This is a genomic window from Pseudomonas sp. KT_2_4 (assembly GCF_041410225.1).
GTDB lineage: Bacteria > Pseudomonadota > Gammaproteobacteria > Pseudomonadales > Pseudomonadaceae > Aquipseudomonas > Aquipseudomonas paracarnis.
This window is the reverse complement of sequence record NZ_CP166962.1, coordinates 2809700-2836568: the sequence shown is the minus strand read 5'-3', so window position 1 is coordinate 2836568 and position 26869 is coordinate 2809700. Positions and strand designations below refer to the sequence as shown.

Below are 26869 nucleotides of genomic sequence, written 5' to 3'. Positions count from 1 at the left end.
TTGGGACGATCCCAATACTTGCTCAGTCAGTGCTGACGTAGTCGGCGACCACCGTCGCTCATGCTCTGTTGAGAAGTAAACCTATTAAGACCCGTCGGTTTTTTAACGGACGGTATTCTGGCGTTTTAGAGGTGAACAACGTGGAGCTTTTATCTGGCGGTGAGATGCTCGTCCGCTTTTTGCGTGACGAAGGCGTCGACTATATCTACGGGTACCCAGGTGGTGCTCTGCTGCATGTCTACGACGCACTGTTCAAGGAACCGGCTGTTACCCACATCCTGGTTCGCCACGAACAGGCCGCGACCCATATGGCTGACGGTTACGCCCGTGCCACCGGTAAAGCCGGCGTGGTACTGGTAACGTCCGGCCCAGGCGCAACCAATGCCATTACCGGCATCGCGACTGCGTATATGGACTCCATCCCGATGGTGATCATCTCTGGCCAGGTGCCTAGCACCATGGTCGGCACCGATGCATTCCAGGAAACCGACATGATCGGTATTTCCCGCCCGATCGTGAAACACAGCTTCATGATCAAGCACGCGTCGGAAATCCCGGAAGTCATGAAAAAGGCGTTCTACCTCGCCCAGTCCGGTCGCCCGGGCCCTGTAGTGGTCGATATCCCGAAAGACATGACCAACCCGGCCGAAAAATTCGAATACGTTTTTCCCAAGAAAGCCAAGCTGCGTTCCTACAGCCCGGCCGTCCGCGGGCACTCGGGGCAAATCCGCAAGGCGGCAGAAATGCTCCTGGCGGCAAAGCGCCCCGTGTTGTACTCCGGCGGTGGCGTGATTCTGGGCGGCGGTTCCGCTCCGTTGACCGAACTGGCCAAGTTGCTCAACCTGCCGGTGACCAACACCTTGATGGGCCTCGGCGCATTCCCGGGTTCGGACCGTCAGTTCGTCGGCATGCTCGGTATGCACGGCAGCTACACCGCCAACCTCACCATGCACCACGCCGATGTGATCCTGGCCGTGGGCGCGCGGTTCGATGACCGAGTGATCAACGGCGCGAGCAAATTCTGCCCGAATGCCAAGATCATCCACATCGACATCGACCCTGCGTCCATCTCCAAGACCATCAAGGCCGATGTGCCAATCGTGGGTCCTGTAGAGAGCGTATTGACCGAAATGGTCGCTGCGCTCAAGGACATCGGCGAAACGCCGAACAAGGAATCCGTTGCCAGCTGGTGGAAGCAGATCGACGAATGGCGCGGTGATCGCGGTCTGTTCCCTTATGACAAGGGTGACGGCAGCATCATCAAGCCACAAACCGTGATCGAAACCCTGTGCGAAGTGACCAAGGGCGACGCCTTTGTGACCTCCGACGTGGGCCAGCACCAGATGTTCGCGGCGCAGTACTACAAGTTCGACAAGCCTAACCGCTGGATCAACTCCGGTGGCCTGGGCACGATGGGCTTTGGTTTCCCTGCGGCCATGGGTGTGAAACTGAGCTTCCCGGATGCCGACGTTGCCTGCGTCACCGGCGAAGGCAGCATCCAGATGAACATCCAGGAACTGTCGACGTGCCTGCAATACGGTCTTCCGGTGAAGATCGTCTGCTTGAACAACGGCGTGCTCGGCATGGTTCGTCAATGGCAGGACATGAGCTACGGTAGCCGTCACTCCCATTCCTACATGGAATCGTTGCCGGACTTCATCAAGTTGGTTGAAGCCTATGGCCACGTCGGCATTCGCATCACTGATTTGAAAGATCTGAAGCCGAAGATGGAAGAAGCGTTTGCCATGAAGGACCGTCTGGTGTTCATCGATATTCAGGTCGATACCAGCGAGCACGTCTATCCGATGCAAATCAAAGACGGCTCTATGCGCGACATGTGGCTGAACAAGACGGAGCGTACTTAATCATGCGGCATATTATCTCCCTGCTTCTGGAGAACGAACCCGGCGCCTTGTCCCGTGTTGTCGGCCTGTTTTCGCAACGCAACTACAACATTGAAAGCCTGACCGTGGCCCCGACCGAAGACCCGACCCTGTCGCGCCTGACGTTGACTACTGTGGGCCACGATGAGGTGATCGAGCAGATCACCAAGAACCTCAACAAGCTGATCGAAGTGGTCAAGCTGGTCGACCTGTCGGAAAGCGCCCACATCGAGCGCGAACTGATGCTGGTCAAGGTCAAGGCCACGGGTGCCCAACGTGCCGAGATCAAGCGCACTACCGATATTTATCGCGGGCAGATCGTCGATGTGAGCGCCAGCGTTTATACCGTTCAACTGACCGGTACAAGCGACAAGCTGGACAGCTTCATCCAGTCGATCGGGACGGCCTCGATTCTGGAAACCGTACGCAGTGGTGTCACCGGGATTGCCCGTGGCGACAAAGTACTCAGCATCTAACCCAAATTAGCGAATGGCCTCACGGCCTGGATATATAGAGGAACCTCATGAAAGTTTATTACGATAAAGATTGTGACCTGTCGATCATCCAGGGCAAGAAAGTCGCCATCATCGGCTACGGTTCCCAGGGCCACGCCCAAGCGTGCAACCTGAAAGACTCCGGCGTTGACGTCACCGTTGGCCTGCGCAAAGGTTCGGCCACCGTAGCCAAGGCTGAAGCCCATGGCCTGAAAGTGACCGACGTTGCTTCTGCTGTGGCGGCTGCCGACCTGGTCATGATTCTGACCCCGGACGAGTTCCAGTCCTCGCTGTACAAGAACGAAATCGAGCCGAACATCAAGAAGGGCGCTACCCTGGCCTTCTCCCACGGCTTCGCGATTCACTACAACCAGGTTGTGCCGCGTGCTGACCTCGACGTGATCATGATCGCGCCGAAAGCACCGGGCCACACCGTGCGTTCCGAGTTCGTCAAAGGCGGCGGTATCCCCGACCTGATCGCGATCTACCAGGATGCGTCGGGCAATGCCAAGAACGTTGCACTGTCCTACGCTGCTGGCGTGGGTGGCGGTCGTACCGGCATCATCGAAACCACGTTCAAGGACGAGACCGAAACCGACCTGTTCGGTGAGCAAGCCGTTCTGTGCGGCGGCACCGTTGAGCTGGTAAAAGCCGGTTTCGAAACCCTGGTTGAAGCTGGCTACGCGCCGGAAATGGCCTACTTCGAATGCCTGCACGAACTCAAGCTGATCGTTGACCTCATGTACGAAGGCGGTATCGCCAACATGAACTACTCGATCTCCAACAACGCCGAGTACGGCGAGTACGTGACCGGCCCTGAAGTGATCAACGCCGAGTCCCGCCAGGCCATGCGCAACGCCCTGAAACGTATTCAGGACGGCGAATACGCCAAAATGTTCATCAGCGAAGGCGCTACCGGCTACCCTTCGATGACCGCCAAGCGTCGTAACAACGCCGCTCACGGTATCGAAGTCATCGGCGAGCAACTGCGCTCCATGATGCCGTGGATCGGTGCCAACAAGATCGTCGACAAAGCCAAGAACTAAGTCGTACGCATCAAGGGAAAACGCGGCTTAGGCCGCGTTTTTTCGTTTGAGGGGTTGGTTCTGGTATAAAGCTGCATCGTTTGCAGGCGAACACTCGCTGCAAGTATCTGTCGAATTTTTTCACACCGTTGCAAGGTAAAGTCCATGAGCGAACGTCCCGAAGAGCCAAACCAGGCTTCCGACGCCGAAAGCATGCTGCCGATCGATGAACATGTCGAAGAAGGGCATGACGCCGAAGGCCGCAAGGTCCGGCATCGTGGCATCTATCTGCTGCCCAACCTATTCACCACGGCGAACCTGTTCGCCGGCTTCTACTCCATCATCAACTCCATGAGTGCCCAGAGCGCGCTGGCGGCGGGTGATGCGGCGAGTGCCAGCAAATACTTTGGCTTTGCTGCTATCGCAATTTTCGTGGCCATGGTGCTCGACGGCCTGGATGGTCGCGTGGCGCGCATGACCAATACTCAAAGCGCTTTTGGCGCCGAGTACGACTCGCTGTCGGACATGGTCGCCTTCGGTGTTGCCCCCGCATTGCTGGCATTTGCCTGGGCATTGGGTGACATGGGCAAGGTTGGCTGGATGGTTGCCTTCATCTATGTCGCGGGTGCCGCTTTGCGCCTGGCGCGCTTCAACACCCAGGTGGGGACTGCCGACAAGCGCTACTTCATCGGCCTTGCCAGCCCGGCAGCGGCGGGTGTTGTCGCGGGGATTGTCTGGGCGTTCAGTGATTACGGGATTCAGGGATCGAAGATGTCGTTCCTGGTTGCCCTGATGGTGGCAGCGGCCGGCATGCTGATGGTCAGCAACATCAAGTACAACAGCTTCAAGGAATTTGACCTCAAAGGGCGCGTGCCTTTCGTGGCCATCCTTGTGGTGGTGCTGGTGTTCGCGGTCGTGTTCAGTGATCCACCGCGTATCCTGCTGCTGGCGTTCCTGGCCTACGCCGCTTCGGGTCCGATTCAGTACTTGTTGCGTCTGCGTCGGGACAAAACATTGTCTTAATGTAATTTCCCCCATACTCCGCAGTCTATTGGTGCATCAGTTCTCCAACGCTGCGGAGTTACCATGTTAATCAAATTACCCAAAGCGTCCGATTGTCACGAATCGGACGTCACGCCTGAATCCTTCTATCTCTCTCGCCGCAGCCTGCTCGGTGGTGCGCTTGCTGGTATTGCCGCCAGCAGCTTGCCGCGTTGGGCCAGTGCGAGCGATGCTTCGCGGTATGCCGACGTCGAGCCGGGCAGCGCGCCCAACTGGTTTACGGAAAAACTTCCGAACACGAAGTGGCAATCGGTGACGGTCAAAGATGAGGCCATCACGCCATTCAAGGATGCAACTCACTACAACAACTTCTATGAGTTCGGGACAGGCAAGGGCGACCCGGCAACGAATGCGGGCTCGCTCAAGACGCAGCCCTGGAGTGTGGTGATTGATGGTGAAGTCGCAAAACCTGGGCGCTATGCCCTGGAGGACTTCATGAAACCCTATGCGCTGGAAGAGCGCATCTACCGTCTGCGTTGCGTCGAGGCATGGTCCATGGTGATTCCGTGGATAGGCTTTCCCATCTCGGCGTTGCTCAAGCAGGTCGAGCCAACCTCCAAAGCCAAGTACATCCGTTTTGAAACCCTCCAGGATCCCAAGAGCATGCCTGGGCAACGCTCAAGTTTCGGCTTGATCGACTGGCCTTATGTGGAAGGGCTGCGCCTGGATGAGGCGATGAATCCTTTGGCGATCCTCGCTGTGGGCATGTATGGGCGGGAGTTGCCTAACCAGAACGGCGCGCCGTTGCGCTTGGTGGTGCCGTGGAAGTATGGCTTCAAGAGTGTGAAGTCCATCGTACGTATCAGTCTGGTCAGTGAGCAGCCGAAAACGACCTGGCAAAGTATTGCTGCCGATGAGTATGGGTTTTATGCGAATGTGAATCCTACGGTCGATCATCCGCGCTGGACCCAGGCGCGGGAGCGCCGCCTGCCGAGCGGCCTGTTCAGTCCGAATGTGCGCCAGACGCAGATGTTCAATGGCTATTCGGATGAGGTCGCTTCTTTATATACAGGCCTCGATCTGCGGAAGAACTACTGATGCGCTACCCCATCTGGCGCATCGGCGTGTTTGTAGCCGCAGCAGTGTGGCCATTGCTCTGGCTGTATGAAGCGTGGAGTTCTGCGCTGGGGCCTGATCCAGGCAAGGTGCTCGTTGATCGCCTGGGTTTGGGGACGCTCATTTTATTGCTGATCACGCTTGCTATGACGCCGCTGCAGAAATTGAGCGGTTGGGCGGGATGGATAGCGGTGCGGCGACAGTTGGGGCTGTGGTGCTTTGCTTATGTTGTGCTGCACCTGGCGGCCTATTGTGTGTTTGTCCTGGGGCTGGATTGGTCGCAGCTCGGCGTAGAGTTGAGCAAGCGGCCCTACATCATTGTGGGGGCGCTGGGTTTTGTTGCTCTCCTTATCTTGGCCGTCACGTCGAACCGCTATAGCCAGCGTCGGTTGGGGAGTCGATGGAAGAAACTGCATCGTCTGGTCTATGTGATTCTTGGGCTCGGTTTGCTGCACATGCTATGGATAGTGCGGGCGGACCTGAAGGAGTGGGCCATCTACGCGTCTATAGGTGCGCTACTTCTGTTGATGCGGGTGCCGCCGGTAATGCGTCGAATCCCTCGCCTTATTGCTAAAAAAGCGCCTTCTGCCACAAAAGCGTAATTAAGCCTTGACGGCAGATTCTGGAAGCCTATAATTCGCCCCACTTCCGGCGCAGTCGAAACGTAAAACTCCTTGGTAAACAATGAGTTACGCAGTTCTCGACAGCAAGTTGCTTCAGTTCATCGAAGCCAAAAGGAAGTTGAAAAAGAGGTGTTGACAGCAGCGTGTAACGCTGTAGAATTCGCCTCCCGCTTACGAGAGATCGCAAGCGCAAGTGGTTGAAGTTGTTGAAGAAATCTTCGAAAGCTTCTGAAAATAACCACTTGACAGCAAATGAGGCTGCTGTAGAATGCGCGCCTCGGTTGAGACGAAAGATCTTAACCAACCGCTCTTTAACAACTGAATCAAGCAATTCGTGTGGGTGCTTGTGGAGTCAGACTGATAGTCAACAAGATTATCAGCATCACAAGTTACTCCGCGAGAAATCAAAGATGTAACCAACGATTGCTGAGCCAAGTTTAGGGTTTCTTAAAAACCCAAAGATGTTTGAACTGAAGAGTTTGATCATGGCTCAGATTGAACGCTGGCGGCAGGCCTAACACATGCAAGTCGAGCGGTAGAGAGAAGCTTGCTTCTCTTGAGAGCGGCGGACGGGTGAGTAATGCCTAGGAATCTGCCTGGTAGTGGGGGATAACGTTCGGAAACGGACGCTAATACCGCATACGTCCTACGGGAGAAAGCAGGGGACCTTCGGGCCTTGCGCTATCAGATGAGCCTAGGTCGGATTAGCTAGTTGGTGAGGTAATGGCTCACCAAGGCGACGATCCGTAACTGGTCTGAGAGGATGATCAGTCACACTGGAACTGAGACACGGTCCAGACTCCTACGGGAGGCAGCAGTGGGGAATATTGGACAATGGGCGAAAGCCTGATCCAGCCATGCCGCGTGTGTGAAGAAGGTCTTCGGATTGTAAAGCACTTTAAGTTGGGAGGAAGGGTTGTAGATTAATACTCTGCAATTTTGACGTTACCGACAGAATAAGCACCGGCTAACTCTGTGCCAGCAGCCGCGGTAATACAGAGGGTGCAAGCGTTAATCGGAATTACTGGGCGTAAAGCGCGCGTAGGTGGTTTGTTAAGTTGGATGTGAAATCCCCGGGCTCAACCTGGGAACTGCATTCAAAACTGACTGACTAGAGTATGGTAGAGGGTGGTGGAATTTCCTGTGTAGCGGTGAAATGCGTAGATATAGGAAGGAACACCAGTGGCGAAGGCGACCACCTGGACTAATACTGACACTGAGGTGCGAAAGCGTGGGGAGCAAACAGGATTAGATACCCTGGTAGTCCACGCCGTAAACGATGTCAACTAGCCGTTGGAAGCCTTGAGCTTTTAGTGGCGCAGCTAACGCATTAAGTTGACCGCCTGGGGAGTACGGCCGCAAGGTTAAAACTCAAATGAATTGACGGGGGCCCGCACAAGCGGTGGAGCATGTGGTTTAATTCGAAGCAACGCGAAGAACCTTACCAGGCCTTGACATCCAATGAACTTTCTAGAGATAGATTGGTGCCTTCGGGAACATTGAGACAGGTGCTGCATGGCTGTCGTCAGCTCGTGTCGTGAGATGTTGGGTTAAGTCCCGTAACGAGCGCAACCCTTGTCCTTAGTTACCAGCACGTTATGGTGGGCACTCTAAGGAGACTGCCGGTGACAAACCGGAGGAAGGTGGGGATGACGTCAAGTCATCATGGCCCTTACGGCCTGGGCTACACACGTGCTACAATGGTCGGTACAGAGGGTTGCCAAGCCGCGAGGTGGAGCTAATCCCATAAAACCGATCGTAGTCCGGATCGCAGTCTGCAACTCGACTGCGTGAAGTCGGAATCGCTAGTAATCGCGAATCAGAATGTCGCGGTGAATACGTTCCCGGGCCTTGTACACACCGCCCGTCACACCATGGGAGTGGGTTGCACCAGAAGTAGCTAGTCTAACCTTCGGGAGGACGGTTACCACGGTGTGATTCATGACTGGGGTGAAGTCGTAACAAGGTAGCCGTAGGGGAACCTGCGGCTGGATCACCTCCTTAATCGACGACATCAGCTGCTCCATAAGTTCCCACACGAATTGCTTGATTCATTGAAGAAGACGAAAGAAGCAGCCCGAAATTGGGTCTGTAGCTCAGTTGGTTAGAGCGCACCCCTGATAAGGGTGAGGTCGGCAGTTCGAATCTGCCCAGACCCACCAATTTTGTGTGGGAAACGCCTGTAGAAATACGGGGCCATAGCTCAGCTGGGAGAGCGCCTGCCTTGCACGCAGGAGGTCAACGGTTCGATCCCGTTTGGCTCCACCACTACTGCTTCTGTTTGTATAAAGCTTAGAAATGAGCATTCCATCGTTGTGATGGTGAATGTTGATTTCTAGTCTTTGACTAGTTCGTTCTTTAAAAATTTGGGTATGTGATAGAAAGATAGACTGAACGTTACTTTCACTGGTAACGGATCAGGCTAAGGTAAAATTTGTGAGTTCTCTTAATTGAGAAATTCGAATTTTCGGCGAATGTCGTCTTCACAGTATAACCAGATTGCTTGGGGTTATATGGTCAAGTGAAGAAGCGCATACGGTGGATGCCTTGGCAGTCAGAGGCGATGAAAGACGTGGTAGCCTGCGAAAAGCTTCGGGGAGTCGGCAAACAGACTTTGATCCGGAGATGTCTGAATGGGGGAACCCAGCCATCATAAGATGGTTATCTTGTACTGAATACATAGGTGCAAGAAGCGAACCAGGGGAACTGAAACATCTAAGTACCCTGAGGAAAAGAAATCAACCGAGATTCCCTTAGTAGTGGCGAGCGAACGGGGACTAGCCCTTAAGTGGCTTTGAGATTAGCGGAACGCTCTGGAAAGTGCGGCCATAGTGGGTGATAGCCCTGTACGCGAAAATCTCTTAGTCATGAAATCGAGTAGGACGGAGCACGAGAAACTTTGTCTGAATATGGGGGGACCATCCTCCAAGGCTAAATACTACTGACTGACCGATAGTGAACTAGTACCGTGAGGGAAAGGCGAAAAGAACCCCGGAGAGGGGAGTGAAATAGATCCTGAAACCGTATGCGTACAAGCAGTGGGAGCCCACTTTGTTGGGTGACTGCGTACCTTTTGTATAATGGGTCAGCGACTTATTTTCAGTGGCGAGCTTAACCGAATAGGGGAGGCGTAGCGAAAGCGAGTCTTAATAGGGCGTCTAGTCGCTGGGAATAGACCCGAAACCGGGCGATCTATCCATGGGCAGGTTGAAGGTTGGGTAACACTAACTGGAGGACCGAACCGACTACCGTTGAAAAGTTAGCGGATGACCTGTGGATCGGAGTGAAAGGCTAATCAAGCTCGGAGATAGCTGGTTCTCCTCGAAAGCTATTTAGGTAGCGCCTCATGTATCACTGTAGGGGGTAGAGCACTGTTTCGGCTAGGGGGTCATCCCGACTTACCAAACCGATGCAAACTCCGAATACCTACAAGTGCCGAGCATGGGAGACACACGGCGGGTGCTAACGTCCGTCGTGAAAAGGGAAACAACCCAGACCGTCAGCTAAGGTCCCAAAGTTATGGTTAAGTGGGAAACGATGTGGGAAGGCTTAGACAGCTAGGAGGTTGGCTTAGAAGCAGCCACCCTTTAAAGAAAGCGTAATAGCTCACTAGTCGAGTCGGCCTGCGCGGAAGATGTAACGGGGCTCAAACCATACACCGAAGCTACGGGTATCACGTAAGTGATGCGGTAGAGGAGCGTTCTGTAAGCCTGTGAAGGTGAGTTGAGAAGCTTGCTGGAGGTATCAGAAGTGCGAATGCTGACATGAGTAACGATAATGGGTGTGAAAAACACCCACGCCGAAAGACCAAGGTTTCCTGCGCAACGTTAATCGACGCAGGGTTAGTCGGTCCCTAAGGCGAGGCTGAAAAGCGTAGTCGATGGAAAACAGGTTAATATTCCTGTACTTCTGGTTATTGCGATGGAGGGACGGAGAAGGCTAGGCCAGCTTGGCGTTGGTTGTCCAAGTTTAAGGTGGTAGGCTGGAATCTTAGGTAAATCCGGGATTCTAAGGCCGAGAGCTGATGACGAGTTACCTTTTAGGTAACGAAGTGGTTGATGCCATGCTTCCAAGAAAAGCTTCTAAGCTTCAGGTAACCAGGAACCGTACCCCAAACCGACACAGGTGGTTGGGTAGAGAATACCAAGGCGCTTGAGAGAACTCGGGTGAAGGAACTAGGCAAAATGGCACCGTAACTTCGGGAGAAGGTGCGCCGGTGAGGGTGAAGGACTTGCTCCGTAAGCTCATGCCGGTCGAAGATACCAGGCCGCTGCGACTGTTTATTAAAAACACAGCACTCTGCAAACACGAAAGTGGACGTATAGGGTGTGACGCCTGCCCGGTGCCGGAAGGTTAATTGATGGGGTTAGCTAACGCGAAGCTCTTGATCGAAGCCCCGGTAAACGGCGGCCGTAACTATAACGGTCCTAAGGTAGCGAAATTCCTTGTCGGGTAAGTTCCGACCTGCACGAATGGCGTAACGATGGCGGCGCTGTCTCCACCCGAGACTCAGTGAAATTGAAATCGCTGTGAAGATGCAGTGTATCCGCGGCTAGACGGAAAGACCCCGTGAACCTTTACTATAGCTTTGCACTGGACTTTGAATTTGCTTGTGTAGGATAGGTGGGAGGCTTTGAAGCGTGGACGCCAGTCTGCGTGGAGCCATCCTTGAAATACCACCCTGGCAACTTTGAGGTTCTAACTCAGGTCCGTTATCCGGATCGAGGACAGTGTATGGTGGGTAGTTTGACTGGGGCGGTCTCCTCCTAAAGAGTAACGGAGGAGTACGAAGGTGCGCTCAGACCGGTCGGAAATCGGTCGTAGAGTATAAAGGCAAAAGCGCGCTTGACTGCGAGACAGACACGTCGAGCAGGTACGAAAGTAGGTCTTAGTGATCCGGTGGTTCTGTATGGAAGGGCCATCGCTCAACGGATAAAAGGTACTCCGGGGATAACAGGCTGATACCGCCCAAGAGTTCATATCGACGGCGGTGTTTGGCACCTCGATGTCGGCTCATCACATCCTGGGGCTGAAGCCGGTCCCAAGGGTATGGCTGTTCGCCATTTAAAGTGGTACGCGAGCTGGGTTTAGAACGTCGTGAGACAGTTCGGTCCCTATCTGCCGTGGACGTTTGAGATTTGAGAGGGGCTGCTCCTAGTACGAGAGGACCGGAGTGGACGAACCTCTGGTGTTCCGGTTGTCACGCCAGTGGCATTGCCGGGTAGCTATGTTCGGAATAGATAACCGCTGAAAGCATCTAAGCGGGAAACTAGCCTCAAGATGAGATCTCACTGGAACCTTGAGTTCCCTGAAGGGCCGTCGAAGACTACGACGTTGATAGGTTGGGTGTGTAAGCGCTGTGAGGCGTTGAGCTAACCAATACTAATTGCCCGTGAGGCTTGACCATATAACACCCAAGCAATTTGCGAACTCGAGAGAGACCAGATTGCGGTGTGTGAAGACGCAATGAACCGAAAGTTCGACGCTCACAAAACACCACGATCTATCACATACCCAATTTGCTGAAGCGAGGCCAGCTGGCCACGACTCAGTACCCGAATTTCTTGACGACCATAGAGCATTGGAACCACCTGATCCCATCCCGAACTCAGCAGTGAAACGATGCATCGCCGATGGTAGTGTGGGGTTTCCCCATGTGAGAGTAGGTCATCGTCAAGATTAAATTCCGAAACCCCAATTGCGAAAGCAGTTGGGGTTTTGTTTTGGGCGCTCGAAAAGTGTCCACCTTGTCCCCGCACGCCTGTCAGGCTGTGCCCGCCCCGTGCGCCACAGTGCTAAAGTCCACCCCTCGATTTTGCTTTTCCCAAGGAAGCCGTTATGCCGGACGCGACGTCCCTCAGCCCTGGATTCATGGTGGTTCACGGCAACCGCCTGGACGAACTGCGCAGCCTAGTGGTCAGTTGGATGCGCCGTTACCCACTGGCGCCTTTGGAAAACGAAATCGCCCTGGTACAAAGTAACGGCATCGCCCAGTGGCTGAAGCTGGCCTTGGCTGAAGATCCGCAAGAAGATGATATGGGCGGCTGTGGCATTGCCGCAGCCATCGACGTACAACTGCCTGGCAGCTTTATGTGGCAGCTCTATCGCATGGTCCTGGGCCGCGACGAAATCCCGCCCAAGTCCCTGCTTGATAAAGCCCCGCTGACCTGGCGCCTCATGCGTCTGTTACCCGAGCTGATCGACCAACCGCACTTCGAACCTCTGCAACGCTTCCTGACGCAAGACACCGACCTGCGCAAACGCTACCAACTCGCCGAGCGCCTGGCTGACCTCTTCGACCAATACCAAGTCTACCGTGCCGACTGGTTGGAAGATTGGGCCGCAGGTCGGCACCAACTGCGCAATGGTCGAGGTGAGTCCAAACCGCTCAACCCAGCCAACTGCTGGCAAGCCGAGCTGTGGCGCGCGCTGCTCCTGGATGTGGGTGAAGCAGGCATGGCCGAAAGTCGGGCCGGTGTACATCAGCGTTTCATCCAGCGCATCAACAGCCTTGAACAAGCACCGCCCGGCTTGCCTCCCCGGGTGATCGTCTTCGGCATCTCATCGCTGCCGGCCCAGGCGCTGGAAGCCTTGGCGGGTCTGGCCCGTTTCAGCCAGGTCCTGCTCTGCGTGCATAACCCCTGCCGCCATCATTGGTCGGACATCGTCGCCGACAAAGACTTGCTGCGTAACGAATACAAACGCCAGGCGCGCAAAGCGGGCATGCCCGTCACTATCGACCCACAAACTTTGCACCAGCACGCCCATCCGCTGCTCGCTGCCTGGGGCAAGCAGGGCCGTGATTACATCAGTCTGCTGGACAGCTACGATGATCCCAACAGCTACCGCGCCGCATTTCGCGACGGTCGTATCGACCTGTTCAGCGACAGCGAACCCACCACGCTGCTCAACCAACTCCAGGACGATATCCTTGAACTGCGCCCGTTGAATGAAACCCGTGAACGGTGGCCCGCTGTCGACTTGCAACGCGATACTTCGATCCGTTTCCATATCGCCCACAGCGCCCAGCGCGAAGTAGAAATCCTCCACGACCAATTACTTCATCGCTTCAGCGCCGACCCCACCTTGCGCCCTCGGGATATCATCGTCATGGTCCCCGACGTCGACAGCTACGCACCGCATATTCGCGCGGTCTTCGGCCAGCTCGAACGCCATGACCCACGCTTTATCCCCTTCACCCTCACAGACCAAGGTCAACGTGGCCGCGACCCGCTGTTGATTGCTGTGGAGCACCTGCTCAAACTCCCCGACAGCCGCTTCCCCGTCAGCGAAATCCTCGACCTGCTCGACGTCCCGGCCCTGCGCGAACGCTTCGCCATCAAAGAGCGTGACCTGCCCACCTTGCATCGCTGGATCGAAGGGGCCGGCATCCGCTGGGGCCTGAATGCCGAGCAACGCGCCGGTTTGGGTCTGCCCGCGGAACTGGAGCAGAACAGCTGGCGATTCGGCCTGCGCCGTATGCTGCTGGGCTATGCCGTCGGCACCGGCACGGCCTGCGACGGTATTGAACCTTATGACGAAATCGGTGGCCTCGATGCGGCCTTGATCGGCCCGCTGGTCGGCTTGCTCGACGCCTTGCACGATGCCCATCAAGCGCTATCGGAACCCGCCGCGCCACAGGCCTGGGGCGAGCGTCTACAACGGTTGATGCAGCTGTTTTTCCTGCCCAGCAGCGAGCACGATGACTACCTGCTGGGCCAGCTCGAACAGCTAAGAGAAACCTGGCTGGAAACCTGCGAATCCGTCGGCTTGCAAGACGAGTTACCCCTTACGGTAGTACGTGAGGCATGGCTTGCCGGATTGGATCAGGGGCGCCTGTCCCAGCGCTTCCTGGCGGGAGCGGTCAATTTCTGTACGCTCATGCCCATGCGTGCGATCCCGTTCAAGCTGGTCTGCCTGCTCGGCATGAACGACGGCGATTACCCGCGGGCCCAGCCACCCCTGGATTTTGACCTGATGGGCAGCGATTACCGCCCCGGCGACCGTTCTCGCCGTGAAGACGACCGCTACTTACTGCTCGAAGCGCTGCTGTCAGCCCGTGACCAGCTGTATATCAGCTGGGTAGGCCGCAGCATCCGTGACAACAGTGATCGCCCGGCCTCGGTACTGATCGGCCAACTGCGCGACCACTTGGCCAGCGGCTGGCAGCACGCCAACAATGATCAGCCGCTGCTCGACGCAATGACCCAAGAGCACCCGCTGCAACCCTTCAGCGCACGCTACTTCCACGAAGGCGATTCGCTGTTCAGCTATGCCCGCGAATGGCAATTGCTGCATCAGGCACCGGCGGTCATCACCCAAGAGCAAGGCTTGACCCCTCACCAACAGGAAGAACCCCTGAGCCTTGGCCAGTTACAGGACTTCCTGCGCAATCCGGTCAAACACTTCTTCAGCCAGCGCCTGAAAGTATTCTTCGAAGCCGCTGAAGTGCCCCTGGCTGATGAAGAACCCTTCGTGCTGGACGCATTGCAACGCTACAGCTTAAGCGACAGCCTGCTGAACGCGGCACTCACCCAACCCGACCAACTCGATCAGGCGCTCAACGCCCAGGCCCTGCGCCTGCAAGGCAGCGGCCTGCTGCCGATGGTCGGTTTCGGTGAATGCCTGCGTAACGAGTTGATCGAGCCGTTGCCGGACCTGGTGCAACGCTATCAACACCTTCTAGCGCTGTGGCCCACCCCGCATACTGGCGCTGAACCGATCAGCTTTGCGTACCAAGGTATCCAGCTGGAAGGTTGGATCAGCGGTCTGCACCGACGCAGTGATGGCGGATTGTTAAGCGTCACCACCATCCCCAACAGTATTGGCTCGATCAAGACACGCAAGTGGCACCGCCTCATCCGCCCTTGGGCCAATCACGTGGTGGCCTGCGCCTGTGGCCTGCCCTTGAGCACCGGCCTGGTAGCCAGTGACGACACCTTGTTGTTGGCCCCACTGGACAAGGCCGGCGCCGAGGACATCCTCGGTAACCTGCTGTTGGCCTGGCACACGGGAATGAGCGCGCCGCTACCGGTCGCGGTGAAAACCGCGTTCGCCTGGCTCGGCCAGACTGACCCCGCCAAGGCCCAAGCGGCAGCGAGCAAAGCCTATGAAGGCGATGGCATCACCACAGACGGCGAACGCCGCGAAACGCCTGCCCTTACGCGGCAATTTCCCGACTACGCGGCCCTGGTCGCCAGTGAAGAGTTCGAAGGCTGGTGCGAAACCCTGTATCGCCCGCTGATCAACGCCCCCTGGCGATCGCTTTCCAGCACGGAGGCTGACGCATGATCGGCAAACCCTTGGCCCTGGCGTTCCCGCTCAAAGGCAGCCAGTTGATTGAAGCCAGTGCCGGCACCGGCAAGACCTTCACCATCTCCGCCTTGTACCTGCGCCTGGTGCTCGGCCACGGCGGCGGTGAGTCCGGTTTCGGCCGCGAACTGCTGCCACCGCAAATCCTCGTGGTGACGTTCACCGACGCCGCCACCAAGGAGCTGCGTGAACGCATCCGCATCCGCCTGGCCGAAGCCGCGCGCTTTTTCCGTGACGAAATCGAGCAGCCTGATGCGCTGATTGCCGACCTGCGTGAGCAATATGAACCGCAGCAATGGCCCGCCTGCGCCAATCGGCTGGACATCGCCGCCCAATGGATGGATGAAGCCGCCGTCTCGACGATCCACAGTTGGTGCCAGCGCATGCTGCGCGAACATGCGTTCGACAGCGGCAGCCTGTTCACCCAGACCCTGGAAACTGACCATAGCGACCTGCTGGGCGAAGTGCTGCGCGACTACTGGCGATTGTTCTGCTACCCAATGCACGACGATGCCCTCAACTGGGTGCGCAACCATTGGGGCGGTCCCGCGGCGCTGATGCCACGGGTGCGTGCGTTGTTCGGCAGCGAGCGGCCCACCGACGAAACCCGCGAGCCAGCCGAACTGATCACCGCCTGCCTGCAAGAACGTCGTGCCGCGCTGGTTGCTCTCAAGGCACCCTGGCAACAATGGGCCGCCGAGCTGCGGGATATCTGCCTGCAAGCCGTGGCCGCCAAGGCGGTCGATGGGCGCAAGATGCAAGCGCGCTACTTCGAGCCCTGGTTCGAAAAGATCAGCGCCTGGGCCGCTGACGAAACCCTGGAACAACTGGACATCGGCACCGGCTTCACCCGCCTGACGCCTGACGGCATGGCCGAAGCGTGGAAAGGCGAGCCGCCGCAGCACCCTGGCATCGAGGCCATGGCCAGCCTCAAAGCCAGCCTCGACGCCTTGCCAACGCCCGACGCGGCGGTGCTGCAACACGCTGCCGGCTGGGTCGGCAAACGCTTCGAGGAAGAGAAACGTCGCCGCGCGGAGATGGGGTTTGACGACATGCTGATCCGCCTCAACGCCGCCCTCCAGGCAGACGGTGGCGAGCGCCTGGCCAGCGTGATCCGCGAGCAATTCCCGGTGGCCCTGATCGATGAATTCCAGGACACCGACCCGGTGCAATACAGCATCTTCGACAGCATCTACCGCATCGAAGAAAACCACCTCGACAGCGGCCTGTTCCTGATCGGCGACCCCAAGCAGGCGATCTACGCCTTCCGCGGCGCCGACATCTACACCTACCTGCGCGCCCGGCAATCCACCACCGGCCGTCATCACACCCTGGGCACCAACTTCCGCTCCAGCCATGCGATGGTCGAGGCGGTGAATCACGTGTTCCAGCGTGCGGAAACCGGTCGTGGTGCGTTCCTGTTCCGTGAGCCCAATGGGGATAACCCGGTGCCGTTTCACCCGGTGCTGTCCCAAGGCCGCAGCGAACACCTGCAGGTCGACGGCCAACCAATGCCGGCCATGAACCTTTGGCACCTGCCCACCGACCAGCCGATTTCCAACGTGGTTTACCGTCAACACCTGGCCGCCGCCTGCGCCACGCAAATCGTTGCGCTGCTCAACGGTGGGCAGCAAGGCACGGCGGGCTTTGTAATAGAGGGTAACCTCAAGGGCGTGTTGCCGTCAGACATCGCCATCCTCGTGCGCGATGGCAAGGAAGCCCAGGCCGTGCGTGCCGAACTGGCCAGCCGTGGCGTGCGCAGTGTGTACCTGTCGGATAAAGACTCGGTGTTTGCCGCCCAGGAAGCCCATGACCTGTTGGCCTGGTTGAAGGCTTGCGCCGAACCCGATGTCGAACGCCCGCTGCGTGCCGCCCTGGCCTGCGTCACCCTGAACCTGTCCCTGTCGGAGCTGGAGCGTCTGAATCAGGACGAACTGGCGTGGGAATCACGGGTGATGCAGTTCCGTGGCTACCGTGCCATCTGGCGTACCCAAGGCGTGTTGCCGATGCTGCGTCGCCTGCTCCACGACTTCAAGCTGCCGCAAACCCTCATCGCCCGCAGTGATGGCGAGCGGGTGCTGACCAACCTGTTGCACCTCAGTGAATTGTTGCAACAGGCCGCCTCGGAACTGGATGGCGAGCAGGCGTTGATCCGTCATTTGGCCGAGCATCTGGCGCTGTCGGGACAGGCCGGTGAAGAGCAGATCCTGCGCCTGGAAAGCGACGAGCAACTGGTCAAAGTGGTGACCATCCACAAATCCAAGGGCCTGGAATACGACCTGGTGTTCTTGCCGTTCATCTGTTCGGCCAAGCCTGTGGACGGCAGTCGCTTGCCGCTGCATTACCACGATGGACAGGGCAAGTCCCACGTCAGCCTGCGACCCACGGCCGAGCTGATCGCCCAAGCCGACGATGAGCGCCTGGCCGAAGACCTGCGTTTGTTCTATGTGGCCTTGACCCGCGCCAAACACGCCTGCTGGCTAGGCATCGCCGACCTCAAGCGCGGCAATAACAGCAGCTCGGTCTTGCACCTGTCGGCGTTGGGCTATTTGCTTGGTGCTGGCGCGTCGTTGGGCGAATCAGCGGGTCTGGCGCGCTGGTTGCTGGACTTGCAGCAAGGCTGCGCGGCCATCGGTTATGACCATGTGCCGGACGCCCAAGACATCCTGTTCCACCCGCCGCGCAATCAAGCGACCCTGCTCGCACCATTGCTGCCTGAACGTAAGGCCACGGAAAACTGGTGGATTGCTTCCTACAGTGCCTTGCGCATTGGCGACAGCATGAGCGCCGCCAGTCTTGAAGCACCGGAAAGCCCCCAGGCCCAGAAACTGTTCGATGACGAACGCCTCGACCCCGATGCGCCACGGGAAGTGGTGGCGTCCGGCGGTGATATTCATCGTTTCCCACGCGGTCCTAATCCAGGCACCTTCCTCCACGGCTTGTTGGAGTGGGCCGGTGAAGAGGGTTTCAACGTGACGCCCGAGGCCATCGAAAAAGCCGTGGGCGCACGTTGTAACCGCCGCAACTGGGAAGGCTGGATAGTCACCCTCAGCGGCTGGCTGGGTCATCTGTTGCAAACGCCGTTGCCGCTGTACAACGACCACGTGACCTTAAGCGGCCTTCAGCAGTACCAGATCGAAATGGAGTTCTGGTTCGCCAGTCACACAGTCGATGTGCTGGCCCTCGACAAACTGGTGTGCCAGCACACCCACGGCGGTGTTTCCCGTGTGGCCGCTGAGCCGGTGCTGCTCAACGGCATGTTCAAGGGGTTTATCGACCTGACGTTCGAACACGATGGCCGCTACTACGTGGCGGACTACAAATCCAATTGGCTCGGCCCCGACGATTCGGCCTACACCCAGCAAGCCATGGAGCACTCGATTCTTGAGCATCGGTACGACCTGCAATACGTACTTTACCTGCTGGCCCTGCACCGCCAGCTCAAGGCGCGCCTGCCTGATTATGACTACGACCAGCACGTCGGCGGCGCCCTGTACCTGTTTCTGCGTGGCACCCAGTCGGTGAGCCAGGGGGCGTATTTTACCCGGCCGCCCCGCGAGCTGATCGAAAGTCTGGATCTGCTGTTCCAGGGCAAGCCTATCCCGCCCAAGGTCGAGCCCGTCTGGGAACAAGGAGTGTTGCTATGAGCCTGTCGCCGTTACCGCTAGAGGAGCTGGCACCGCTGAGTCGCGCCACCGACCTGGTGCAGTTGCTTGAGCGTTGGGTCGAGCGTGGCTGGTTGCGGGCCCTGGACAAAGCCTTCGTCGGCTTCCTGCATGAGCTTGACGCCCAGGCCGACCCCTTGGTCTTGTTGGCGGCCGCCTTGACCAGCCATCAACTGGGCCATGGTCACGTCTGCCTTGACCTGTTCGAAACCCTCAAGGCGCCGGACTTCGCCCTGTCATTGCCGCCCGAAGGCGACCTGCACGCTGGCGCCATGCTGCTGCCGTCGCAATTGCTGCACGACCTGGACGGTGCCCATTGGTGCCATGCCCTGGCGTGCAGCCCATTGGTAGCGCTGGCGGTCGATGGCAGCGACGCGGCCCAGAGTCGTCCGTTGGTGTTGTCTGGCAAGCGCCTGTACCTGCGCCGCTACTGGACCTACGAGCGACGTATCGACCGCGCCCTGCGCCTGCGCCTTGCGAACGTGGAGCCCGCAGCTGCCGATTTGCCACAACGCCTCAACCGCCTGTTCGACCAACCGGCGCCCGACGGTGTAATTGACTGGCAAAAGCTTGCCTGTGCCCTGGCAACCCGCGGCGCCTTCAGTATCGTCACCGGCGGCCCCGGCACCGGCAAGACCACCACCGTGGTGCGCCTGCTCGCGTTGTTGCAGGCACCCGCTGTGGAGTCCGGCAGCCCGTTGCGTATTCGCCTGGCTGCGCCCACCGGTAAAGCCGCTGCGCGCCTGACCGAATCCATCAGCCAGCAAGTGCTGTCACTGACAGTGCCCGACGACGTGCGGGAAAAAATCCCGACCCAGGTCACCACGGTTCATCGCCTGTTGGGCAGCCGTCCGGGCACCCGCCACTTCCGGCATCACTTGGGTAATCCATTGCCGCTGGACGTGCTGGTGGTGGATGAAGCCTCGATGATTGACCTGGAAATGATGGCCAACCTGCTCGATGCCTTGCCGCCCCATGCGCGTCTGGTATTGCTGGGCGACAAGGACCAGTTGGCGTCGGTGGAGGCCGGTGCGGTACTCGGCGATTTGTGCCGTGACGCCGAAGCCGGCTGGTACAGCCCGCAGACTCTGCAATGGCTGCAAGCGGTCAGCGGCGAAGACCTCAGTGCCAGCGGCCTGCAAGAAGACCTCGACGCCCGTCATCCCCTGGCCCAGCAGGTGGTGATGCTGCGCTATTCGCGTCGTTTCGGCGAAGGCAGCGGCATCGGCCAGCTGGCGCGCTGGGTCAACCAGCAAAATGCCGAAGAGGCACGTCAGTTGCTGGCCGCGCGCCGTCATGACGACCTGTTTTGCCTAAGCCTCAAGGGCGAGCATGACCACGGCCTTGAGCGCTTGGTGCTGGACGGGCAGGGCGACGGCGCCCAGGGTTATCGCTACTACCTGAACCTGCTGCAATCGGCACGTCCACCTCTGGATACGCCGCGCGATGACCCGGCCTGGACCTATTGGGCGCAACAATTGTTGCAAGCCTTTGATGCGTTCCAATTGCTCTGTGCCGTGCGCAAAGGGCCCTGGGGGGGTTGAAGGGCTGAACCAGCGCATCACCGCGGCCCTGCGCAAAGTCCGCCTGATCGAAGGCGACGAGCAGTGGTACGAGGGCCGTCCGGTCTTGATGACCCGTAACGACTATGGCTTGGGCCTGATGAACGGGGACATCGGCATCGCGCTGAAACTGCCCGAAAGCGATGGCGGCCCCCACGTGCTACGCGTGGCCTTCCCACGTAACGATGGCCAGGGTGGCGTACGTTTCGTGCTGCCCAGCCGCTTGAATGATGTCGAAACCGTGTATGCGATGACCGTACACAAATCCCAGGGCTCGGAGTTCATCCATACGGCGCTGATCCTGCCGGATGCTTTGAACCCGGTGCTGACCAAAGAATTGATCTATACCGGTATTACCCGCGCCAAGCGCTGGTTCAGCTTGATCGAGCCCCGGGGTGGCGTGTTTGAAGAGGCGGTACGGCGCAAGGTCAAGCGTTTGAGCGGGTTGATGCTGGAGTTGGACGCCGCACCGGAAAAACTGACTGATAGGTCATGAAATATTTCTGATTCAGATGTCTGATTTTTCTGAAAAAATAGTAGGCCCCGTGCCAGCCGTGCTGCGCGGGGGTTCCCGCCGCTGTGCTATCGTTGCGGCATCACCCTGGAAAATACCTGAGAGAAGTGCTGCATGAACGTGGCTGTCTCGCCCACAGAGCGCAGTTTGAGCTGGAGACGCATGTTGCGGGTGGCGGTTCTGTGCCTGCTCGCGCCGCAGGTATGGGCGCAGACGCCCAGCCTCGCCGAGCAGCGCGCCCAGGCGGTCACCCAGGTCGTGCTGGGTATTCTCAGCTACGCGCGGTGGCCGGTGGAGCCTGCGCAATTGCGGCTGTGCATTGTCGGGCCGACTCAGTACACCGATGACCTGGTCAAAGGCACTACCCAGGCCACCGGTCGTCCGGTGCGGGTGCGGCGCCTGCTGGTCGATCATCCGGATATCGTCAATGCCTGCGACGCCATCTACATCGGCAAAATCACGCCTGACGAACGCAACCGCCTGTTTACTTCGTTGATTGGCCACCCTGTGCTCAGCATCAGCGAAGGGGGCGACCAATGCACGGTGGGCAGCCTGTTCTGCCTGCGGGTCAGCGATGAGCAGGTGTCATTCGAGGTCAATCTGGATTCCGTCGCCCGCAGCGGCGTGCGTATCCATCCCAGTGTGTTGCAGTTGTCTCGCCGTCGAGCGCCTGGCTCATGAGCCGCGATAAAGTGCGGCCGACCCTGCGTTCGGTGATTGCCCGCGGGCATATGATCCTGGCGCTGGTAGCGGTGACCCTGGCCAGTGTTTCCCTGACCCTGCTCGGCGTGCTGGCCCTGCGGGTTTACGCCGAGCACAACCTGCACCTGATCGCCCGCTCCATCAACTACACCGTGGAAGCGGCCGTGGTGTTCAACGATAGCGCGGCGGCCACCGAAGCCCTGAGCCTGATTGCCTCCACCGAAGAAGTGGCCCAGGCAGAAGTATTTGATATCAACGGCAAGCTGCTGGCGCGCTGGGTTCGCCCGGAAACCGGCATGTTGTCACGGGTCGAGCTGCAAATAGCGCACGCCCTGCTCGAACAGCCCATCAGCCAGCCGATTCTGCGCCAGGGGCAAACTGTCGGCAGCATCCACCTGGTCGGCCACGGTGGCAGCCTGTTGCGCTTTTTGCTCAGCGGTCTGGTCGGGATTTTGATCTGCACAGCGCTCAGCGCCTGGGTGGCATTGCACCTGTCGCGGCGTCTATTGAATGGCATCACCGTGCCATTGCAACGCCTGGCCGCCGTCGCCCACGCCGCCCGCAGCGAACGAGACTTCGACCGCCGCGTACCCTCGGCGCAGATCGCCGAGCTCGACAGCCTGGGCAGCGACTTCAATGCCCTGCTCGGTGAGATGGAGGCTTGGCAAAGCCACCTGCAAAGCGAAAACGAAACCCTGGCCCACCAGGCCAGCCACGACAGCCTCACCGGCCTGCCCAACCGCGCGTTCTTCGAAGGCCGGCTGATCCGCGCCTTGCGCAGCGCCGCCAAGGTCAACGAGCGGGTGGCGGTGTTGTTCCTCGACAGCGACCGCTTCAAAGACATCAACGACAGCTTCGGTCACGCCGCTGGCGATGCCGTGCTGGTGGCCGTTGCCGACCGCGTGCGGGCGCAACTGCGCGAGGACGACCTGGTGGCGCGCCTGGGCGGTGATGAATTCGCGGTATTACTGGCGCCCCTGCACAAGGCCGAAGACGCCCATCGCATCGCCGACAAAATCATTGCCAGCATGGACATGCCGATCCCCCTGCCAGGTGATACCCAGGTGTTGACCTCCCTCAGCATCGGTATTGCCATTTATCCCGAGCATGGCGCCACTCCCGGCACCTTGCTCAACGCCGCCGACGCGGCGATGTACCAGGCCAAACGATTGTCCTCGGGCGGCCAGCAAACGGCGGAGTCGGAGCATCCCGTCGTCAACGTTCAACACAGGAGTTGATTCCCTTGTTCGCTAACACACGCATTTTATTTGTTTCTTTACTCGTCGCTTTCCTGGCCCTCAGCGGCTGCCAGACGCCACCCAAAGGCCTGACCCCGGCGCAAGTCGCCGTGCTCAAACAACAAGGCTTCGAGCTGACCGATGAAGGCTGGGCCTTCGGCCTGTCCGGCAAAGTGCTGTTTGGCAGTGACGTCGAAACCCTCAACAAACCCAGCACCGACATCGTCGAACGCATCGGCCAGGCCCTGGTAGGCGCGGGTATCGAGCGTGTGCGTGTCGACGGCCACACCGACGCCTCCGGCAAAGAACCCTACAACGTGGCACTGTCCCTGCGCCGCGCCAAAAGCGTGGGCAAGGTGCTGACCCGCGTGGGCATGAAAGAAGAAAACATCCAACTGCGCGGCCTGGGCAGCAGCGAGCCGGTGGCGCCGAATACGACCACAGCAGGCCGCACCGAGAATCGCCGGGTGTCAATTGTAGTAATCGCGGACTAAGGCAATTCGCCCGCCTCAACCCGAAACGCAATCTATTGTGGGAGGAGGCCCCCGATAGCCGTGTGTCAGCCAATACAACTGGTGACTGACACACCTATATCGGGAGCAAGCCCCCTCCCACATTTGTTCTGCGGTGTGCTCGCGAGATTGTTCGCTCAACGGCTCGGTGTCATCGCCTGCGGCAAGTCATCCACCACGGCTTTGCCCCTCTCATACAGATAATGCGCGGCCCATGCGTATTGGTCGCCGCGAAAACCTACCAACGACCATTAGGAGTTTTCTCTGTAGGAAAAACCTGTCATGACGAATTTTAATGGCTGGGCTGATGAAGTTTCGCTTTTTCGCAAATGGTGGGCTTAGTTAAATGGACGCTATGAGTAACTACCGTACAGGATTGCGATGAATATGAATGTCAGTCATTTTCGCCAGGGAGTATCTAAAGTCAGGCTTTCAAAAGATGCATTTGCTGAGCTATTGACGGTAAGGGAGTTATTCGAGACTGTAAGTCAAGGTGTTAGATTCGATACCAAGGTCGCTTACATTAATCCTTTACAGTCAAGCGTGCTGAGAGAGGAGCTGAATAGAATACGAAATATGATCGATCATGAAAGTCATGTCTTGATTCTCGATGGCTTTAAGGTGGATAAACTTTCAACGTTCAAATCTCTGGTGTGGACATTCAGTTCCTTACTCGGTGTCCCAATGGTACAGAATCATCTTGGTCATAAAGTGATTGAGGTTTATGACCGAGGTGGCAAAAGCATTGAGGTAGGTGCGAGATACCATCAGACCCGTCAAGGCGCCTATATACATAACGATGGTGTGAGCGACCCGCTGCCTATCGATTACTTGATCCTGGCCTGTGGACAGAAAGCACTTTTAGGAGGTGAGAGCATTCTCATCGATGCAAGCGCGGTATACGCGGAGTTGATGGCGTTCCCAGACGTATTGGAAGAGCTCAAATGCGACTTCTTTTTTGAGAATCGCGGCATGTCAGAGGATGAGCAACTGTTTAAAGCCCCCATCCTCTACTTTTCCAGTGAAGGTATTCCACTGATCAGATACTTTCGAGTCTACATTGAGTCAGCTCACCTTAAGGCAGGAGTGCCTTTAACAGCAGCTCAAACCCAGGCACTGGACTTTCTGGATACTGTTCTCGATCAGTCATCGGTTCAGCATCGAGTACTGCTGGAGCCAGGGCAAGTGCTTATTTCAGCCGATAACAAGTTTCTGCATACGCGTACGAACTTCATTGATATGAACGCTCCTCGTTCCGAGATCAATGATGCTGAGCCTTTGAGTGATCTGAATCGTTATATGCTACGGCTGTGGTTACGCAAACAATGATGCTTCGGTATTCATAACGTAAGTCCTCCCATATCCGCCATAAGCCGAGCCCCATGGACACCTCCGATATTGCGATCACGTTGGTCTTGGTCTCTGCCTTTATGCACGCCACTTGGAATGCCGTAGTTCGCGCCGGTAGCAGTCGCTTCATGACCTTGGCCATGGTCGACGGCACCGCGCTAGTGATATGCCTGCTGGCGTTGCCGTTTGTCAGTGTGCCTAGCCTGGAGGTATGGGGCTATATACTCGTCTCTGTGGTGCTCAATACGGTCTACCGGCTATTTTTGATTAAAGCGTACGAAACGGGTGACTTCGGTCAGGTTTACCCGGTGATGCGTGGGGTGCCGCCCGTATTGGTCGTGCTGTTTTCTTACTTTCTGCTGCATGAACAGTTGTCCTCCCAGGCGTTGACGGGAGTGATGCTGATTTGTGTGGGGATTATCAGCTTGACCTTTGTGCGCAGGATGACGGCGCAGATATTCAAGCCGATCCTGATGGCGGTGTGCGCCGGTGCGTTTATTGCGTCTTACACGGTGGTGGATGCTAAAGGTGTAAGAGCCAGTGAGACGGTGCTGCAGTACATTATTTACCTGACAGTATTCCAAAGTATCCCGATCCCGATGCTGGCGTTTTCCAAAGAGCGTTCAACCTTGGCTCGTGCGATACGTGGGCACTGGCGAGTTGGGCTATTAGGCGGTGTTTTTTACCTGGCGTCTTACGGATTGGTGTTGTTTGCCTTGTCGCTGGACGCGGTGGCCAAGGTCTCAGCTCTGCGGGAAACCAGTGTTATTATCGGCGCCATTATTGCCGCGCTGTTCTTTCATGAACGGTTCGGTTGGCGACGGATGCTTTCGGCGTTCGTCATTGTTTGCGGGATCATCTTGATCAAAGTGAGCACCTGATGGCCCAGCGTCCGCCACCCACTCCTATGCTTCAAGCGTTCGTCAGCGCTGCGCAAGCCGGTAGCTTTGCGCGTGCAGCGTCTGAGCTTAACCTCACCTCCAGTGCCATTAGCCATCAAATTGCGGGCTTGGAGGAGTGGTGGGGCGTGTCGTTGTTTGAGCGGCACTCGCGTGGCGTCAAACTGACGGTGGCAGGGCAGGCTTTGTTGCCGGTTACCGATGGTTTCTTCAAATCGCTGGATGGGGTGCTGCATTCACTCAACCCCGGTAAATCCCAACCGCTGTACCTCTCATGCACGTCTTCTCTCTGTTCGACATGGCTGATCCCCAGGATGCACGGTTCTCACACTGAGGCCTCATTCAATCTAGATCTGGTGTTGACCAGCGCCGACATGAACCGCGCCAGCCTGGAGGCTCATCAATATGATGTCGCGGTGGTGATGGGGTACGGCGACTACCCGGATCATCATGTCGAATTACTGATGCGCGATGCGGTGTTCCCCGTTTGTTCGCCGGAGTTTCTGCGGTTGAAGGGTGATATCGCGCTGGAGGATGTCGCCCGCAATCCGCTGATTCATCGGGTGGACGATCAGGTGTGTCCGGGATGGGAAAGTTGGTTTGCGTTTCAGGGGCTGGCGGCGCCGCCTTATCACCATGGGCCGAGATTTCCGGATTCGAGCTTGGCGATCAGCCTGGCGGTGAAGGGCGGAGGGATTGCGCTGGGCAGGACTGCGTTGGTGTATGACCAACTGGAAGACGGTGCGTTAGTTGCGTTGAATAGCCCTGTGATGATGTCCCCTGCGGCCTACTACGTCATTTGTCGAAACGGGCGTCAGTCGGAGCCGGATATTGCTCGGCTGATTGAATGGCTCAAGAACAGCGCGGGTGAGTTTCTGCGCGAAGTTCAGGCTCGGTATCCGCAAATTGCCGGGGCTGGCGCGGTTTAAATGTGGGAAGGAGCAAGGCTCCTCCCGCATTCAAACGGTATTC

The 26869-nt window shown here is 57.7% G+C and carries 14 protein-coding genes, 2 tRNA genes, 3 rRNA genes and 2 pseudogenes; 20 read left to right on the top strand and 1 reads right to left on the bottom strand.

The annotated features are described in order from the left end of the window. Positions 1-140 precede the first annotated feature (140 nt). The 17 genes and pseudogenes from AB9N64_RS13120 to AB9N64_RS13040 all read left to right on the top strand — a co-directional run bounded on the left by AB9N64_RS13120 (position 141) and on the right by AB9N64_RS13040 (position 23630). Complete coding sequence (locus tag AB9N64_RS13120; protein ID WP_014719928.1) at positions 141-1865, top strand: acetolactate synthase 3 large subunit; 1725 nt, start codon at positions 141-143, stop codon at positions 1863-1865. Positions 1866-1867: 2 nt separating this feature from the next. Further along, positions 1868-2359, top strand: coding sequence for an acetolactate synthase small subunit (ilvN, locus tag AB9N64_RS13115; RefSeq protein ID WP_003176102.1), 492 nt, complete (start codon positions 1868-1870; stop codon positions 2357-2359). Between the two features lie 47 nt (positions 2360-2406). Next, positions 2407-3423: a ketol-acid reductoisomerase gene (gene ilvC / locus AB9N64_RS13110; protein ID WP_003194132.1), complete on the top strand. Its 1017-nt coding sequence runs from the start codon at positions 2407-2409 to the stop codon at positions 3421-3423. 144 nt (positions 3424-3567) lie between these two features. After that, positions 3568-4425 (top strand): CDP-diacylglycerol--serine O-phosphatidyltransferase, encoded by an 858-nt coding sequence (gene pssA / locus AB9N64_RS13105; RefSeq protein WP_014719927.1) that lies wholly within the window; start codon positions 3568-3570, stop codon positions 4423-4425. A 63-nt stretch (positions 4426-4488) separates the two neighbouring features. Continuing rightward, positions 4489-5502 carry a protein-methionine-sulfoxide reductase catalytic subunit MsrP gene (gene msrP / locus AB9N64_RS13100; RefSeq protein ID WP_014719926.1) on the top strand — a complete coding sequence of 338 codons (1014 nt, stop codon included), beginning with the start codon at positions 4489-4491 and terminating at the stop codon, positions 5500-5502. Beyond that, positions 5502-6122 (top strand): protein-methionine-sulfoxide reductase heme-binding subunit MsrQ, encoded by a 621-nt coding sequence (gene msrQ, locus AB9N64_RS13095; protein WP_020301783.1) that lies wholly within the window; start codon positions 5502-5504, stop codon positions 6120-6122. Before msrP ends, msrQ begins: the two co-directional genes overlap by 1 nt. 488 nt (positions 6123-6610) lie before the next feature. Then, positions 6611-8147, top strand: a 16S ribosomal RNA gene (locus AB9N64_RS13090). Between the two features lie 81 nt (positions 8148-8228). Next, positions 8229-8305 (top strand) — tRNA-Ile (locus AB9N64_RS13085). 30 nt (positions 8306-8335) lie between these two features. Then, positions 8336-8411, top strand: a tRNA-Ala gene (locus AB9N64_RS13080). Positions 8412-8658: 247 nt separating this feature from the next. Further along, positions 8659-11550: ribosomal RNA gene (locus AB9N64_RS13075) — 23S ribosomal RNA — on the top strand. A gap of 156 nt (positions 11551-11706) precedes the next feature. Beyond that, a 5S ribosomal RNA gene (gene rrf / locus AB9N64_RS13070) occupies positions 11707-11822 on the top strand. Together the 16S, 23S and 5S rRNA genes with 2 tRNA genes alongside form the textbook arrangement of a ribosomal RNA operon. Before the next feature lie 159 nt (positions 11823-11981). Continuing rightward, positions 11982-15434 (top strand): exodeoxyribonuclease V subunit gamma, encoded by a 3453-nt coding sequence (gene recC / locus AB9N64_RS13065; RefSeq protein WP_371360345.1) that lies wholly within the window; start codon positions 11982-11984, stop codon positions 15432-15434. Beyond that, positions 15431-19102, top strand: a complete 3672-nt coding sequence (gene recB, locus AB9N64_RS13060; RefSeq protein ID WP_122301556.1) for an exodeoxyribonuclease V subunit beta — start codon at positions 15431-15433, stop codon at positions 19100-19102. Before recC ends, recB begins: the two co-directional genes overlap by 4 nt. Beyond that, positions 19099-21178: pseudogene (recD, locus tag AB9N64_RS13055) on the top strand (exodeoxyribonuclease V subunit alpha). The gene recB and the pseudogene recD overlap by 4 nt, the downstream one beginning before the upstream one ends. Positions 21179-21310: 132 nt before the next feature. Then, positions 21311-21877 carry a YfiR family protein gene (locus AB9N64_RS13050; protein ID WP_014719921.1) on the top strand — a complete coding sequence of 189 codons (567 nt, stop codon included), beginning with the start codon at positions 21311-21313 and terminating at the stop codon, positions 21875-21877. After that, a complete protein-coding gene (locus AB9N64_RS13045; RefSeq protein WP_020302524.1) occupies positions 21874-23136 on the top strand; it encodes a diguanylate cyclase domain-containing protein in 1263 nt (420 codons plus the stop codon). The genes AB9N64_RS13050 and AB9N64_RS13045 overlap by 4 nt, the downstream gene beginning before the upstream one ends. Positions 23137-23141: 5 nt before the next feature. Continuing rightward, entirely contained in the window at positions 23142-23630 is a 489-nt protein-coding gene (locus tag AB9N64_RS13040) for an OmpA family protein (protein WP_014719919.1), read from the top strand. Positions 23631-23785: 155 nt separating this feature from the next. Here AB9N64_RS13040 and AB9N64_RS13035 read toward each other — a convergent pair. Continuing rightward, positions 23786-23881 (bottom strand): annotated as a pseudogene (locus AB9N64_RS13035) (DUF3077 domain-containing protein); the annotation flags it as partial. Between the two features lie 148 nt (positions 23882-24029). On the opposite strand from AB9N64_RS13035, the gene AB9N64_RS13030 reads away from it, so the two are divergent. From AB9N64_RS13030 to AB9N64_RS13020, 3 genes are read left to right on the top strand one after another with little or no spacing between them, the layout of a single operon-like run. Continuing rightward, positions 24030-24977, top strand: coding sequence for a TauD/TfdA family dioxygenase (locus AB9N64_RS13030; RefSeq protein WP_371360344.1), 948 nt, complete (start codon positions 24030-24032; stop codon positions 24975-24977). 53 nt (positions 24978-25030) lie between these two features. Continuing rightward, on the top strand, positions 25031-25879 hold the full coding sequence (locus AB9N64_RS13025; RefSeq protein ID WP_133634278.1) for an EamA family transporter: 849 nt from the start codon (positions 25031-25033) through the stop codon (positions 25877-25879). Next, the gene (locus tag AB9N64_RS13020; RefSeq protein WP_371360343.1) at positions 25879-26826 is read left to right on the top strand and encodes a LysR substrate-binding domain-containing protein; all 948 of its coding nucleotides are present in this window, start codon (positions 25879-25881) and stop codon (positions 26824-26826) included. The genes AB9N64_RS13025 and AB9N64_RS13020 overlap by 1 nt, the downstream gene beginning before the upstream one ends. Positions 26827-26869: the final 43 nt, after the last annotated feature.

Coding starts and splice junctions, on each gene's coding strand:
- ilvN (WP_003176102.1), top strand. CDS start 1,868: ATGCGGCATATTATCTCCCTGCTTCTGGAGAACGAACCCGGCGCCTTG.
- ilvC (WP_003194132.1), top strand. CDS start 2,407: ATGAAAGTTTATTACGATAAAGATTGTGACCTGTCGATCATCCAGGGC.
- pssA (WP_014719927.1), top strand. CDS start 3,568: ATGAGCGAACGTCCCGAAGAGCCAAACCAGGCTTCCGACGCCGAAAGC.
- msrP (WP_014719926.1), top strand. CDS start 4,489: ATGTTAATCAAATTACCCAAAGCGTCCGATTGTCACGAATCGGACGTC.
- msrQ (WP_020301783.1), top strand. CDS start 5,502: ATGCGCTACCCCATCTGGCGCATCGGCGTGTTTGTAGCCGCAGCAGTG.
- recC (WP_371360345.1), top strand. CDS start 11,982: ATGCCGGACGCGACGTCCCTCAGCCCTGGATTCATGGTGGTTCACGGC.
- recB (WP_122301556.1), top strand. CDS start 15,431: ATGATCGGCAAACCCTTGGCCCTGGCGTTCCCGCTCAAAGGCAGCCAG.
- AB9N64_RS13050 (WP_014719921.1), top strand. CDS start 21,311: ATGAACGTGGCTGTCTCGCCCACAGAGCGCAGTTTGAGCTGGAGACGC.
- AB9N64_RS13045 (WP_020302524.1), top strand. CDS start 21,874: ATGAGCCGCGATAAAGTGCGGCCGACCCTGCGTTCGGTGATTGCCCGC.
- AB9N64_RS13030 (WP_371360344.1), top strand. CDS start 24,030: ATGAATATGAATGTCAGTCATTTTCGCCAGGGAGTATCTAAAGTCAGG.
- AB9N64_RS13025 (WP_133634278.1), top strand. CDS start 25,031: ATGGACACCTCCGATATTGCGATCACGTTGGTCTTGGTCTCTGCCTTT.
- AB9N64_RS13020 (WP_371360343.1), top strand. CDS start 25,879: ATGGCCCAGCGTCCGCCACCCACTCCTATGCTTCAAGCGTTCGTCAGC.